The 14340-nt window shown below is 31.2% G+C and carries 13 protein-coding genes; 6 read left to right on the top strand and 7 right to left on the bottom strand.

The window, feature by feature from the left end:
- Positions 1-3: 3 nt before the first annotated feature.
- Positions 4-1401 carry an efflux transporter outer membrane subunit gene (locus tag OD803_RS07280; RefSeq protein ID WP_262732945.1) on the top strand — a complete coding sequence of 466 codons (1398 nt, stop codon included), beginning with the start codon at positions 4-6 and terminating at the stop codon, positions 1399-1401.
- 2 nt (positions 1402-1403) lie between these two features.
- A complete protein-coding gene (locus tag OD803_RS07275) occupies positions 1404-2006 on the top strand; it encodes a TetR/AcrR family transcriptional regulator (protein WP_131507451.1) in 603 nt (200 codons plus the stop codon).
- A 50-nt stretch (positions 2007-2056) separates the two neighbouring features.
- Here the strand turns inward: OD803_RS07275 and OD803_RS07270 are convergent, their stop codons facing one another.
- From OD803_RS07270 to OD803_RS07240, 7 genes are all read right to left on the bottom strand, one after another.
- A complete protein-coding gene (locus OD803_RS07270; RefSeq protein ID WP_262732944.1) occupies positions 2057-3490 on the bottom strand; it encodes a cell wall anchor protein in 1434 nt (477 codons plus the stop codon).
- 2 nt (positions 3491-3492) lie between these two features.
- Positions 3493-5457, bottom strand: coding sequence for a T9SS type A sorting domain-containing protein (locus OD803_RS07265; RefSeq protein ID WP_262732943.1), 1965 nt, complete (start codon positions 5455-5457; stop codon positions 3493-3495).
- 33 nt (positions 5458-5490) lie between these two features.
- Positions 5491-5964, bottom strand: a complete 474-nt coding sequence (locus tag OD803_RS07260; RefSeq protein WP_262732942.1) for a response regulator — start codon at positions 5962-5964, stop codon at positions 5491-5493.
- Between the two features lie 32 nt (positions 5965-5996).
- On the bottom strand, positions 5997-6800 hold the full coding sequence (locus OD803_RS07255; RefSeq protein ID WP_262732941.1) for a PAS domain-containing protein: 804 nt from the start codon (positions 6798-6800) through the stop codon (positions 5997-5999).
- On the bottom strand, positions 6787-7206 hold the full coding sequence (locus OD803_RS07250) for a DUF7793 family protein (RefSeq protein WP_262732940.1): 420 nt from the start codon (positions 7204-7206) through the stop codon (positions 6787-6789). Before OD803_RS07250 ends, OD803_RS07255 begins: the two co-directional genes overlap by 14 nt.
- A 3-nt stretch (positions 7207-7209) precedes the next feature.
- Entirely contained in the window at positions 7210-7623 is a 414-nt protein-coding gene (locus tag OD803_RS07245) for a hypothetical protein (RefSeq protein ID WP_262732939.1), read from the bottom strand.
- Between the two features lie 191 nt (positions 7624-7814).
- A complete protein-coding gene (locus OD803_RS07240) occupies positions 7815-11369 on the bottom strand; it encodes a PAS domain S-box protein (protein ID WP_262732938.1) in 3555 nt (1184 codons plus the stop codon).
- A gap of 347 nt (positions 11370-11716) precedes the next feature.
- On the opposite strand from OD803_RS07240, the gene OD803_RS07235 reads away from it, so the two are divergent.
- The 4 genes from OD803_RS07235 (at position 11717) to OD803_RS07220 (ending at position 14334) form a co-directional block, all read left to right on the top strand.
- Positions 11717-12262 (top strand): carboxymuconolactone decarboxylase family protein, encoded by a 546-nt coding sequence (locus OD803_RS07235; RefSeq protein ID WP_131507464.1) that lies wholly within the window; start codon positions 11717-11719, stop codon positions 12260-12262.
- 68 nt (positions 12263-12330) lie between these two features.
- On the top strand, positions 12331-12780 hold the full coding sequence (locus tag OD803_RS07230) for a hypothetical protein (RefSeq protein ID WP_187347853.1): 450 nt from the start codon (positions 12331-12333) through the stop codon (positions 12778-12780).
- Between the two features lie 87 nt (positions 12781-12867).
- On the top strand, positions 12868-13284 hold the full coding sequence (locus OD803_RS07225) for a nuclear transport factor 2 family protein (protein ID WP_262732937.1): 417 nt from the start codon (positions 12868-12870) through the stop codon (positions 13282-13284).
- A gap of 21 nt (positions 13285-13305) precedes the next feature.
- On the top strand, positions 13306-14334 hold the full coding sequence (locus OD803_RS07220) for a DUF2271 domain-containing protein (RefSeq protein ID WP_262732936.1): 1029 nt from the start codon (positions 13306-13308) through the stop codon (positions 14332-14334).
- The last annotated feature ends 6 nt before the right edge of the window (positions 14335-14340 follow it).

Raw genomic sequence — 14340 nt, 5'->3', positions numbered from 1 at the left:
AATATGAATTCTATTATAAATAAAACCTTAGTTGTGGTCGTTATGGCCACAACTTTACAAAGTTGTTTTGTTGCAAAGGACTATACACGTCCTGAATTAGATGAAACAGAACATTTGTACAGAACTGATAACTTACCACAAGATAGTTTGTCTATGGCAGATGTATCATGGAAAGATATGTTCTCTGACACTTACTTAAAACAATATATTGAAGAAGGTCTTCAAAACAACTTGGACATTCGTGTGGCTATTCAACAAATAGCTGCTGCTGAAGCTTACATGAAACAAGGTAAAGCTGGTTATTTTCCAACATTAAACGCAAATGCACAGGTAACCCATCAAGAGTTATCTGAAAACAGTCAGTTTGGTGGTTTGTTTTCTTCTTTAGACCAATATGAACTTTCAGCAAACTTATCTTGGGAAGCTGACATTTGGGGAAAAATAAGAAGTAATAAACGTGCTGGCGAAGCTAGCTATTTACAAACAGTTGCAGCTCATCAAGCTGTTAAAACACAATTAGTTTCAGCTATTGCTTCAACCTACTACCAATTGTTAGCTTTAGATGCTCAATTGGAAATTACAAATCAAACTATTGCAACAAGAGATAGTAGTGTGTATACCATTAAAGCACTTAAAGATGCAGGACAAGTAACTCAAGTTGCAGTGGACCAAAATATAGCACAATACAATAATGCAAAAGCACTAAAAGTAGATTTGGAAGCTGCTATTTTTAAAACTGAAAATGCTTTTAATTTATTATTAGGAAGACCAGCAGAAACTGTTAACCGAAGTGCATTAACTCAACAGCAGTTAAATGCTGATATTAAATTAGGTGTTCCTGCTACTCTACTTAGCAACAGACCTGATGTTATTGCTGCCGAATATAGTTTAATTAATGCCTTTGAATTAACCAATGTTGCTAGAAGTAATTTTTACCCATCGCTAACCTTAACAGCAAGTGGCGGATTTCAAAGTTTAGAATTAGATGAATTATTTAATGCCAATTCATTGTTCGCTACTCTTGTTGGAGGATTAACACAGCCAATATTTAACAAGAGACAAATTAAAACTCAGCATGAAGTAGCTGTAGCTCAACAAGAACAAGCCTTATTAAACTTTAAAAAGACTTTATTAACAGCTGGTAACGAAGTATCAAATGCATTATACGATTATGATGCTGAAACTGAAAAATTTGAATACAGACAAAATGAAGTTGAAGCGCTACGACAAGCTGAAGCTAATTCTGAGGAATTACTTAAAAATGGTTATGCTAATTACTTAGACCTATTAACTGCAAGAGAAAGCGCTTTAAATGCTGAATTGAATGTTATTGATAATAAACTACAGCAGTTATTAAGTGTTGTTAATTTGTATGAAGCACTTGGTGGTGGCTGGAAATAATAATGATAAGTAAAGAAGAACTTTTGGAATGTTCGGTGGCTAATTTTACCACCTTTGGAAGCAAGCGTTTTACTATGGACGAGTTGGCGCACTGTTTGGGTATTTCAAAAAAAACTATTTACAAATATTACAGTAGTAAAGAGGAGCTTGTTATAGCTAGTGTTACGTGTTTGATAGACTCTTTTAATGAAAATATAAAGGAAATAATAGCTAAAGAACAAGACCCTCTTTCTTGTATTATACTATTGTACAAACGAGGGTTTGAGTATTTAAAACACTTTAAACCTTCGTTTATTTTTGGCTTAAAAAAATACTACCCAGAAGCCAATAAAGTCTTTGATGATTTTAGGGATGAGTTTGTAAACGAAATTGTTTATGGGCTACTACAAAAAGCTCAAGTATTTAAGTTTATTAGTAGTGATGTGAATATAAAATTGTTTTGCGAGTTGTATTTTAAGAGGTTTGAAGAAATTGCTTTTAAAGACAATACGCTTTTTGACACTTACAGTAATGATGAGCTTTTAAATCATTTTGTAATTTTTAGTTTAAAAGGAATCATTAATTCTAATTACGAAAATCCTCATTTTAAAAAAGCCTCCTTTTAATACAAAAAGGAGACTTCTCTACTAATCAATTCAAAAAAACACTTACTTTATTATTGAGCTATTAGGTTTAAAGAAACCACAAGCAAACTTCCTCCTCCAGAGAATTTTTCGGCCCAAACCTCTATGTAATCGCCTTGAGACAATTCAACTGAACCCACAACAGACACAGCTCCTACATCATTATTTGCTCCAATTTCTCTATAAACTTTGGTATCTTCTAAAACACTTCCATTTTTTGCTATATAGAAGATATAAATTGAGTTATTGTTATCACCTTGAAAAGAAATACTAGATGATATGTGAAAGTTTCTAGTCTTAACACCATCATAAACAATTCTATTATCAACAGGAGCACTAAATCTAAATAAGTTATTAGATGTTGAGGTTCCTACAAGCTTTGTCTCAACTCCTGATCCTATTGATCCAAAATCTGTTTCAAAGCCACTACCAATTGGTGCATCTAGGTGTATATCTCCACTTGCTACATTATCAGTTTCTAATTGAATTCCTGGACAATCCACATCCCAAGCTGTAGTGAAGTTATAACCAGGATATGTTCCTACTGTATATGGGTTTACTCTTGTTCCTGCACCTGTAAAACTTATTTCAGAAAGCGAAGCAGAAATATTAATTGTAGGGTTTGCACTTAAATCAATTCCTGTTTCTCCTGAATCAGCTACAACTCTTCCATTAGCCAATTGCAAATTATCAAATGTCCCTGAAAGAGTTAAAAAAGTACCTGAATTAGTATCAGTCCAAAACACTTTATCCATATACAAAGACGTGATATTTGAAGCATCAATACCATCACTAGAGTTAATGAGCTGAAACACCTCAAAATATACTATACCTAAGTTACTTAATGTTCCTATTGAAGATGCTCCATTAATAATTACACTATATCCAACAACACTTTCTACTCCAGACCCTGTGATATCAAAAACTTGTTGTCCATTACCACTAATCACAACATCTTTAATACGTCCACCTTTACTACCACTAAACAAAGCTGAACCTGTATTATTTACAAGAATATCTTCTCCTGTGTCATGTCCTTCAATATATGCTCCATTTAAATCTATTGGGTTATCTATTAGTATTGTTCCGTTGATTTCATATAAGTAATTTTCGTTTAAAACATATTTTCCACCTGATAATTCATCAGATAAATCAGCAACACTTTTAACCAACTTATAATTAGTTCTAGTTTCTGCTCCCTCTAATGGCAACCAACTTCCTCCATTATAAAAATAAAACACATTTTCATCGGTATCGAATACCAAAAGCCCTTCAGCTGGACTAGAAATTGCAGTTCTTTGAGTAGTGGTCATTCGTGGAGTTAACATTCCTTTTTCCGTAGAGCTTATATCTAACATTGAAGAAGGATCTGGATTGGTTGTTCCAATTCCAACTTGAGAAAAACCGTTGTAATTAAAACCTATGCATAAGGTTATAATAGAGATTATAAATTTTATTTTTTTCATAACTAGTAGTTTAAGATTTTTTGGGTGTGTTTGCTATTAATTGTTTCTATCTGTACAATATAAACTCCATCACTTTCACTAAATGGAATTGATATGTTTGTTTTATTATTAAGGTTCTTATTTAAGGCTAATATTTCTTGACCTAATACATTAAATACTTTTATAGATTTAAGCTCTACTCTATTTGCATTGCTTATAATTATATGCTCATTACCATCATAATAAATTTTGACATTTTCAATATCGTTGTCATTGTTAGATAAAGTTGCTTGCGGCATAAATACTATTGAAAATCTATCTAAATATTCGCCTATTGGTAAATTAACACTGTAGCTAGACTCGGTTAAATTATGAGTAGTGTTTAATACATTATCTTTTAAATAAACATTATCAGAAAAGTTTTCAAGAGCATCAATCATGATATTATGTGTTCCATTTTCAGAAATTAAAATACCTATAGGGAACTCTAACGTATTTTGATAATCATCTAAACCTTGAATTGCATATTTTTTAGTTAAGTCGTTATCAATAATAAAAAACATATCATCTTCTCTATGTCTATTTAGCAGTGCATCATAACCCAAGTTATAGTTTATATCAGCTGGTGAGTTTGGTAAAAAACCAAGTAATAATTGCCTGTGAAATCCTTCTGGATCTTCGTAACCTAGTCTAATGTATTGTTTAACTGATTCTTGTTGGTTACTATCTGTTGTACTATAAAAAATAGACTCTTCAACTACTTCAGACTTAAATGCTCTTTGAGAGTTATTAAACACAATAGAACCTGTACCATAAGCTTCAACAAAAAAGCCCTGACCAACTGGCACATATTGTTTTGGAGGTGTAACACTACCTGAGCTACCTAGTCCACTTATTAAAGGTGATGCTATTGAAGGAGGTGTACCTCCTGTTAAATTTCTTATTGCATAACCTCCTAAATAATCGGTTAAAGCATGAGAAGTTGATCCTCCATCAACCCAAAAGTAAAGCGCATCTAGAAGTAAAATATTATCATTAATAAACTTTTCAGAATCTAGTGCAGAAGGATACGGATTCCCTAACAATGATTGCTCTCCTGAGTTTATTGCAAACGAATAATCTCCATTATTTGGCGCTCCATAATACACATAATTCTGTTCTGACAATAGAGTGTTTGTCCCTTTCATGGTATAACCTTGTCCAGGGTTTAAAGTGCTGTTTTCATCTAAACTTACCCAATCAGAATATGCTCCTGTACCTTGCATGTACTGATACAACCAATAGGTATTAATGGTCAAAGGTGTAATTACATTATCAGATCCGTCAACTACTGATGGCAAACCATTGTATGGCGAACCAGAATTAAATGAAGCTTGTTGTGGATTAAATGAATTAATACTAGAATCTGTACCATCAAACTTTCCGCCTAATAGTGAAAATGTACCACCATTATTAACTGGAGACGACCAATAGTTAAACTTATAGGCTGATGAGTATCCTTGTTGGTCAATTAACAACTTTCCTGATGTAATTGTATTAGCATCAACACCAGAGTGCGTTTGGATTAGTTGCGCTTCTCCAACAAGTCTAATATCTCCACTTGTAAAATTTACAGCATTTTCTACATTTAAAGCAAATCCATCGTTTACTGAAAGTCCTTTAGTGTTAGTTGCTGTTACATCAACTTCTAGATTATAAAAGTTAATTTCATTAGATAATCCTGAAATACTTAACAAAGGATTACTCGCACTTTTAAAATAAGTAGTTCCTGAAGTGGAGGTTGTAGTTCCGTTGTTTACAAAGTTGTTGTTTAGGTATAAATTACCATCGTTGTTATGAGTTCCTGTTGTTTTATTAGTGTATTCATTTTCAAAATAAACATCAGTTGATGCTGAGATTTCAAATACTCCTTCATTTGAGATTTGCGAGTACCCAAATGAAAAGCAAAAAAGAGCAAGAAAACATATTTTAGTGTAGTTTTTCTTCATAAAAAAAGGCTATAGTTAATAAAGTAGATTGGGTTAAGGTGTAATTCTTAAAGCATCAGAGTTATAATTTTCTTTGTGATATTTGCAGTTACTTGAATAGGTTTCAATTTTTGAAAACACCTTATATAAATGATCTTTTCTTAAAGGCTTGTAGATTAAATCTTCACAGAGTAATTCGTTTTTTGCCTTTATAACATCTTTTAGGTTAGTTGTAGCTGAAAGCATATAAATTTTTATCTCTTTCCTTTTAGGCTTCTTTAGTTTTTTAAATTCTTCTAAAAATTGAAAACCATCCATAAAAGGCATACTAATGTCTAGTAAAATAATATCTGGTAAGGAAAGCGTTGGGTAAACAGTTTTACCGTCTAGAATTTGCAAAAACTTAAGCGCAGAATTTGCGTTAACAAAGGTTCGTACATTGCAATCTGGCACAACCTTTTCAATTGTTTTTTGACTAACAAATAAATCAATTTTATTATCGTCAATTAACATAATGTTCAACTTCATAAGTAGGGAGTTTTAAAGTTAGTTATTTAGGGTTATTGAGTTGAGTACTCTTTTGGGGTTTGTAAAGTACTTGCTCTTAATTCTTCTATTTCATTTATAATATTTTTTTTAAGGTTTTGTTTTATAATTAAAGTTGCCGAAACTACAATTCCTAGTTCATTAAAATTTGGGGAAACTAGTGTAGAATAGTTTATTTTTTTTCCATTTGCATCAAGGTCATAACTTTCAAATTCACTTAAAGTCTTGTTAATGAATACGTAATCAATATTTCTCTTAAAAACTTCAAAAAAATCAATGTTAATATAGTCATAAATATAGGTGCCAATCAAGTCTTTGATGCTTTTATTGTAACATTTTTTACTAACATTTAATATTTTTCCATGCTTGGTAATTGTAAAAACATAAACAGGCATATTGTTAAAAAGTGTTTTGCTTTTTATGTTTTCTTCTTTTAAGTTTTTATTGTCTAATTTATATTGGGTAACGTCATTATATACTGCTAAATACCTTGTATGTTTTTCTTTTTTAGTTTTAAATGGAATTATCGTTGCATCTAACCAAATTTCTTTACCATTAGATAAGGTTTCGCTTAGAGTACCTTTCCATGTTTTTCCCATTTTTAAAGTTCGCCATAACCCTTTATACAAAGGATCTGAATGCAAATGAGACTTAAAAAGTGTATGCGATTCTCCTACTACTTTATCACTATCATACTCTAGTGTTTTACAAAAAACATTATTAGCATACTCTACTCTTCCTAAGTCGTCTGTTATGGTAACCATAGAGTTAGACTCTAATTGAGATAATATTATATTTTTAAGCTTATTCTCTCCCATAAAAGTCATTTTTAGTTTCTGTACAATATTGTTTTGCTAATCTAATGTCACCGAAAATGCCATGAGGTGTAGTAGAATCGTATATTCTTTTGTAAGAAGCAATTAAAAGTTTTGCTCCAATAGAATTAAGAATAAAAGCTTCAGAAATTCTTAAACTTTTTAAAATTGGGGAATTAGCCATTAAATTTCCTGCTTCAGGTGTAAAGGCTCCTTTAACACCTCTTATATCTACAACAAAAGGCATTGGATTACCCTGACACATTTTTTCAATTGCTTTTATATATTCTTCTACTTTATTCAAATCTAATTTGCTGTAATTATTAGTGCTTAAAAATTGACAAAAAAGTATACCATCTTCAATCCAAAATTTAGTATTACCTACTTTCACAACTTTATGATTATCCATACTTTAACTTAATCCGTTGAAAATAATATTGTTTTTATCGCAATGCCTTATTGCCATCCTTAACGTCTTAAATACTCTATCTGGAATTATAGGGTTATACATAAAACTGTAAACAGTTAACACTCCTTTTAAAAGATAACTATCAACTAAAAATGTCTTAGAAAGCACTAAAGAATTAAGTATTGAGTTATTCACTAAAAACTTAAATATCTTAATAGCTTTAAAAAACCCTACATTTTCAATATTTATGATAATAGGCATATATTTCCCTCCTGATAATGAAGCTATTACTTTAGAGAAGATTTTTTCAAAAGCAGCTTCCGTTTGGTTAGAGTCATAACTATTACTTACCTCACAATAAATAATATTGTCTTCAACCTTAAATCTAAAATCATCTATTCGTATTTCACTCGTCATTATCCTGAATTTGAATCATTTAAGACAATACCAATGCCAAAAAATGACCTCAGGAAGAAAAACAAATACAATTTGTTGATTTTCAAATACTTAAAAATATTGAACTTTTTTCAATGAAATTAAAACGTGTCGGAATACCGTGTTTTTTTTATAAGAAGAAAAGACACTCACGGAATACCGTGAGTATTACATTAAGGTTTTTGTATTCCTAATTTGGTCATTTTATCGCGTAAGGTACTAGGTTTTAGTCCCAATACATCTGAAGCGCTTTTTGGACCACTAATTTTCCAGTTACAACTTTCTAACACTTCAAGTATGTGAGCTTTTAATACAGAGTTTAAAGATAAGTCCTTACTATTGATACGTTGTTTTGATTTTTGCGTTGAAGTTTCAAAACCTGGTATCATTAAAGTTTCTGTGCTTGTTAGTATTACAGCTCTTTCTATTAAGTTTTCTAGCTCTCTAATATTCCCAGGCCAATTATAAGTCTTCATTTGAGCCATAGCTTCATCAGAAATGTACTTTATTTGCTTTTCATAAGCTTTATTGAATTTATCTACAAAATGCTCTACCAATAAAGGAATATCGTCTTTACGATCTCTCAATGGCGGAATACTAATAGGGAACACGTTAAGCCTAAAATACAAGTCTTCCCTAAATTGTTTTTTCTCAATTTCTTCTTTAAGGTTTCTGTTTGTAGCTGCAATAACTCTAACATCTAGCTTTTTTAAGCCAACTCCTCCTACTACCTCAATTTCGCCTTCTTGTAAGAATCTTAAAATTTTAGGTTGCATATCTATGGGAAGTTCTCCTATTTCATCTAAAAAAAGCGTTCCACCATCAGCAAGTTCAAATTTTCCTACTTTATCACTAAATGCTCCTGTAAACGACCCTTTTTTATGTCCAAACAACTCGCTCTCAATCAACTCCCTTGGTATTGCTGAACAGTTTACTTTTATTAACGGTTTATTATTTCGGTTACTTGTATTGTGAATTGCTCTCGCTAATAGCTCTTTACCTGTACCAGATTCTCCTAACAATAATACAGTAGCATTTGTAGGAGCAACACGCTCTACTTCTGTCAACACATTACTAAACTCAACACTACCATATACCATTTCTTCATAATTGAAGACAAGGTCTAACTCATTTCTTAAATAAACGTTCTCTTGTTCTAACTGCTTTTTTAATTCATTCAACTCTTTATTAGCCTCTAAAAGCTGAGTATTTGTTTTCGCTATTGTTTCTTCGGCTATTTTACGTTCATAACTCTCTACCATTAAGGACACCACATTAGCTATAGAACTTGCAAACTCTTGCTCTTCAATAGTCCAATCTCTAGTCTCCTCTCCAACATGCTCAAAACAAATTATACCATAATACCCAGTTGTGCTGTTTATAAACACATCCATTAACGATTTAATTTTATTAGGTTTAAGGTAGTTTTCTGAAAACTGCTTGGTGATGTTATCATTTTGGGCATCAACCACTAAAATAGATTTATTGCTTTCTAAAGCCTTAAAATAGTTTGGGTTGTCCTCATAATTTATGGTGAAGTTTTTTTCATAAGAGTTTGATTTTAATTCATATAATTGCTCACAATGTATCGCATTATTATTATCATTAAAACTCCAAACACTTACACGACAAACATTTAATGTTTCGGCAGATAGTTTAGTAATTGTCTTTAATGAAGATTTAAAATCGTGTCCTACAAGTTCAGCTAATTTTAAAATTACATCTTTTTTTTGTGAAGACTGTATTGCACGTTCTTCTAATATTTTTTTAGCTTTTTCTTCCTCTGAAATATCTTTCATTGTTCCAAATAAAGCTGTAATTTCTCCAGTTTCGTTTTTAATAACTCCTGTTAAAAATGATGCTAAAAACTGCTCCCCATTTTTTCTTATAATTTCATATTGAAGTGATGGAGACTTTCCTGCTTCTATTCTTTTTTTATCAACAAGAATTTTATTGTAATCCTCTTTTTTAGTAAATGAGTAAGGTGATTGCATTCCAACCAATTCTTCTTTGGAGTATCCTAAAATTTTACAAGTTGAGTCGTTAACCATTATAACTTCCCCTTCAAGATTAGTTATAATTAAACCTTCTTGCATAGACATAACAAGGTTACTAGTAAACTCTTTGGCTGCTCTTAAATCGAGTTCTGCTTTTTTTCGTTCAGTAGTATCTATTATTGTTCCAAAATAAGATTTTATAGTTCCATCAGAGTCTTCAATACTAGAAACCATTACATCAACATTAAAACGGGTTCCGTCTTTACGCATGTATATAGTTTCAAAATTATTTAGTTCTTCTCCTCTTTCTATTTGTTCGTGACGAAGGTTGGACTCATCTTCAATTTCTGGTGGCGAAAAAGGATATGGACATTGCTGACCAATCAACTCTTCTTCAGTAAAACCAGACATCTTACAAAACGAAGGATTTACTTTGGTTATTTCGGTTTCCATATTGAACACAATTAACCCTTCGTTCATTGATTCTATTAAAGATTCTGAATAGTCTCTAGCTTCTTTTATTTCTAATTCAGCCTTTTTTTGTTTGGTAACATCTCTAATAATTCCAACAAGAAACTTATTACCTTCTTCATCTAAAAAGCGAGTTTTTTTAGTCGATAAATATTGTGTTTCTCCTCCTCTTAATGTTAAGGTTTCTTCATTGACGTTCTCTTCTCCTGTTTTTAAAACATGTCTATCTATTTTTAATGCTAATTCGGCCTCTTCAGGCTCAACATCTTCTACAAGTGTTTTACCTATAATATACTCTCTTGGAGAGTTGAACATTTCACAAAATGCATCGTTAGCTAAAATAACTTTACTATGCTCATCCTTAACAAAAACAGGATCTCCTATTTTATTAATAATGTTGTTTAAGTATTTTTCACTTTTAGCTATTAAACGTTCTGCAATTTTTTGTGGTGTTATGTCAATAAAATATAAGGTCAATCCATTAGCATGAGGATACACCTTATTGGCAAACCATTTATTTAAAGGCTCGTAATAATCCTCAAAATATTGGGTTTCTTTTGTCTCAATAGCTTTGTAAAATGCGTTGTAAGTTGGCAAACCTACTGCTTCAGGAAACTCAGTCCATACATGTTTACCTAATAAATCTTCAGGTAATCTTCCTAAAATCTCACCAGCTCTATTATTAATATAGGTATAACAAAGGTTAGTGTCAAAAGAAACCAAACCATCAGAAATATTATTTAATGTGTTTTCGAGTTGTGAGGAAATGTTTCTCTCAATCAGTAAATTAAGATATCTTTTTCTATAATTTAAAACCGAAAAAATGTCTTTATTAGATAGCTCGAGTGACTCTATTTCATAATCATGATCAGAAATTGATTGAAAATATTTAAGATAAGCTATTACTTTAGACTTAGTATTTTTTATGGCAGCCAAAAAAACTAAAACAGGAAATTCTTCTCCTTTTTTATGCTTATAAACAGCTTCAAATTCACGCTTTAAATGATTCTCTTGAAAATCTTTAAACCTCTGGTTAAACTCATTAATATATTTTTTTGGCCAAAACGGAAATGGAGTTTTAATATTTAGTAACTCGTTTTTATTAAATCCTGTTATACTACAAGCCGCAGCATTGACCATTAAAACTTCACCTTGGGTGTCAGTAATTAAAAGTCCATCCTGTAAGGATTCAATAAAATTTTCAGAAAACCCATAGGAATTCTGTAGCTCTAGAAGTAATTTTTTCTTTGTGTTGCTCATAAAAACATATTTAATCCCTCTAATGCGCTTTGTTGAATTAACACCTGAAAAAATACTGCTTACTATATAAGAAAGTATTTAAGAAATTAAAGTACTTCTTTTATCATAAAAAAACTAATTTAATCGATAAAAGGACAAAAGAAATATTTATAGGTCTTTTTTAATCCACTCAACAGTAAGTTAGCAATTTAAAAAAAACGTAAAGAACTGTTAATCAAAACACAACAGTTAAAATTATCTTAAAAGAAAATTATCCATTCATAGGCGAAAATTGTCCATTTTAACACATTGTTTTCTTCTTCAAATTTGCAGTGTCAATAATGACAAACAATTTAAAATATAAAAAAATGGAAAATTTAACTGCAACGGAATTTAAAGTTCCTACACGAGAAGAAGTATCTCAAAACAATCAAGAAATTTTTGACAATTTAAACAAAGCTCTAGGCTTTGTTCCAAATCTTTATGCTACAATAGCATATTCTGATAATGGTTTGAAACGTTTTTTAGACTACCAAAACGCTAAAACCTCTTTAAACAACAAAGAAAAAGAAGCTGTAAACCTTATTGTAAGTCAGGTAAACGAATGTGTGTATTGCCAAAGTGCACATTTAGTACTTGGTAAAATGAACGGATTTAGCGACGAGCAATTACTAGATATTAGAAAAGGAACAAGTGATAATGCTAAACTAAACGCTTTAGTAAAATTAGCAGCTGATATCACTGAAAACAGAGGAAAAGCTAGTAATGAAAATGTTGCTGATTTCTTTGCTCAAGGTTATACCAAAGAAAACCTTGTAGATGTTATTCTTCAAGTAAGTGACAAAACAGCAATGAACTATTTACACAATCTAACTAAAGTGCCAGTAGACTTTCCTATTGCTGAAAGTATTTAAAACATTCTAAAAAAACAGAGTCTTTTCTTGTTGAAGAGGCTCTTTATAACTCATTAAAACAAAACACAATGAAAACACATAGTATTAATTGGCGAAATGCCATTTTAGCAGGTATCACAGGGACTTTAGCTTTTGATTTGATAGGTCTTTTATTCACAGGAACATGGTGGGATATTGCAGGAATAATAGGAGAAAAAACAGGACTAGGTTTAGCGTATGGTGTATTTGGTCATTACTCAAACGGTATATTATTAGCTGTTTTATACGCTGGAATAGCACCATCATTAATTGGTCCTAATTGGCTAAGAGCTCAAATTTTTGTAATTGCAGAAACCATAGCACTTGTTTGGTTTTTTATGTTTCCTCTTTTAGGTGCTGGCGTTGCTGGTTTAGAAGCTGGAGCAATGCTACCAATACTTTCAATGGTAAGGCACTTAGCATATGGTGTTCCTTTATGGTTCTTTATTCATAAATTTCAACAACAAGAACTAAGTAGTAAAGCCACAATAAAAGCCTAATGATAATTAATCCAATACACAAACAACCTTTTTCATTCTAAAATCAAAATGAGGAAGGTTGTTAACACAACCAAAAACACATTAAAAATGAATACAGAAATAAAACAACCAATTCCTCCATTTAATGAAGAAACGGCAAGATTAAAAGTACAAATGGCTGAAGATGCTTGGAACTCTAAAGATCCAGTAAAAGTATCTAAAACATATACAATAGATTCTGAATGGAGAAATAGAACTCAGTTTATTAACGGAAGAACTGAAATTATTGCATTTTTAACCAAAAAATGGAATAACGAAAGACACTACAAACTAAAAAAAGAGCTTTGGGGATTTAAAAACAATAGAATGGCTGTGAGGTTTGAGTATGAATTTCAAGATAATAACGACCAATGGTATAGAGCCTACGGAAATGAGCTTTGGGAATTTGATGAAAATGGGCTTATGCAAAAGCGTTACGCAAGCATAAATGATTTAAAAATTAAAGAAAGCGACAGACGATTATAAAACCTAACAATCAACAACACAATGAATAGAAGGCTTTTAGGAAATGTATTAATTGTTATACTCCTTGTTTTATTAGGTTCAGGTATAGCTATGTACATCATACCATTTAGCAAAGGTCTTGCTTCTTTGCATACAGTTTTTGGTTTCTTGTTTGTATTAACTATGGTATTCCATATAATCAATAACAAAAAACCACTCTTTAACTACATCACGGGAAATAGAAAACCACGTTTTCAAAAACTTCAAGCGCCATTTATTTTTAGCATTATTGTAGCTCTAGCTTTTGGTCTATATTTTAATATACCTTTATTAAATGGCGTTTATAATTTTGGTAATCAGTTAAGAAATAAAAAACTAGGGAAAGTTGAAACACCTTTTGAGTATGAAGTCATAGAACTCTCTAATGCTAATGGTCATCATAATTTTGAAATAGAATTAAAAAAAGGCAATGCTTTTCAATATCCTTTGTTCGCTATATGGTTAGAGGATAGTCTTGGTAATTATATAGAAACGCTTTATATTTCTAGAGTAATAGCATCAAGTACATTTGATTATGGTAAAAACGTTGACGGTAAATGGCAATCTGCAGTAAAAAGACGTCCTGAAGCTTTACCATATTGGTCTCATAAAAGAGGTATAAAAGCATCAGATGGTTTATATGTGCCGCTTAATAACGCTACAGATATTGATGCTGTTTCGGGTGCAACACCTACAGGGAATTTTATTATTAAATCTAAAAGTGATTTGAACGATTTAAAACACTATAAAGTAATGCTAGAAGTAAATCAATCTTACGATTGGAATAACTATTACACCAAAGATAAATTTCCTGATGATGACATATATTCTGGTTCTGGTCAAGTTGGTCAACCATCATTAATTTATGCTACAGAGGTATCATCTCTCAACATTAAAGACAATACGTATAAAATAATGCAACTTATAGGTCATGGACATCATTCAGGAAAAAATGGCAACCTTTACAAGGATCTTTCGCACATTAGCACAGCAAAACAAATTATAGATAGAGTAATTCTAAAAGTACACTAACAAGCA

The organism is Gaetbulibacter sp. NE (assembly GCF_025548475.1).
Taxonomy (GTDB): domain Bacteria; phylum Bacteroidota; class Bacteroidia; order Flavobacteriales; family Flavobacteriaceae; genus Gaetbulibacter_B; species Gaetbulibacter_B jejuensis.
This window is presented reverse-complemented; position numbering and strand designations above follow the sequence as displayed.

What these genes read in the sequence shown, in the direction of transcription:
- OD803_RS07280 (WP_262732945.1), top strand. Translation starts at nt 4, where the DNA reads ATGAATTCTATTATAAATAAAACCTTAGTTGTGGTCGTTATGGCCACA.
- OD803_RS07275 (WP_131507451.1), top strand. Translation starts at nt 1,404, where the DNA reads ATGATAAGTAAAGAAGAACTTTTGGAATGTTCGGTGGCTAATTTTACC.
- OD803_RS07270 (WP_262732944.1), bottom strand. Translation starts at nt 3,490, where the DNA reads ATGAAAAAAATAAAATTTATAATCTCTATTATAACCTTATGCATAGGT.
- OD803_RS07265 (WP_262732943.1), bottom strand. Translation starts at nt 5,457, where the DNA reads ATGAAGAAAAACTACACTAAAATATGTTTTCTTGCTCTTTTTTGCTTT.
- OD803_RS07260 (WP_262732942.1), bottom strand. Translation starts at nt 5,964, where the DNA reads ATGAAGTTGAACATTATGTTAATTGACGATAATAAAATTGATTTATTT.
- OD803_RS07255 (WP_262732941.1), bottom strand. Translation starts at nt 6,800, where the DNA reads ATGGGAGAGAATAAGCTTAAAAATATAATATTATCTCAATTAGAGTCT.
- OD803_RS07250 (WP_262732940.1), bottom strand. Translation starts at nt 7,206, where the DNA reads ATGGATAATCATAAAGTTGTGAAAGTAGGTAATACTAAATTTTGGATT.
- OD803_RS07245 (WP_262732939.1), bottom strand. Translation starts at nt 7,623, where the DNA reads ATGACGAGTGAAATACGAATAGATGATTTTAGATTTAAGGTTGAAGAC.
- OD803_RS07240 (WP_262732938.1), bottom strand. Translation starts at nt 11,369, where the DNA reads ATGAGCAACACAAAGAAAAAATTACTTCTAGAGCTACAGAATTCCTAT.
- OD803_RS07235 (WP_131507464.1), top strand. Translation starts at nt 11,717, where the DNA reads ATGGAAAATTTAACTGCAACGGAATTTAAAGTTCCTACACGAGAAGAA.
- OD803_RS07230 (WP_187347853.1), top strand. Translation starts at nt 12,331, where the DNA reads ATGAAAACACATAGTATTAATTGGCGAAATGCCATTTTAGCAGGTATC.
- OD803_RS07225 (WP_262732937.1), top strand. Translation starts at nt 12,868, where the DNA reads ATGAATACAGAAATAAAACAACCAATTCCTCCATTTAATGAAGAAACG.
- OD803_RS07220 (WP_262732936.1), top strand. Translation starts at nt 13,306, where the DNA reads ATGAATAGAAGGCTTTTAGGAAATGTATTAATTGTTATACTCCTTGTT.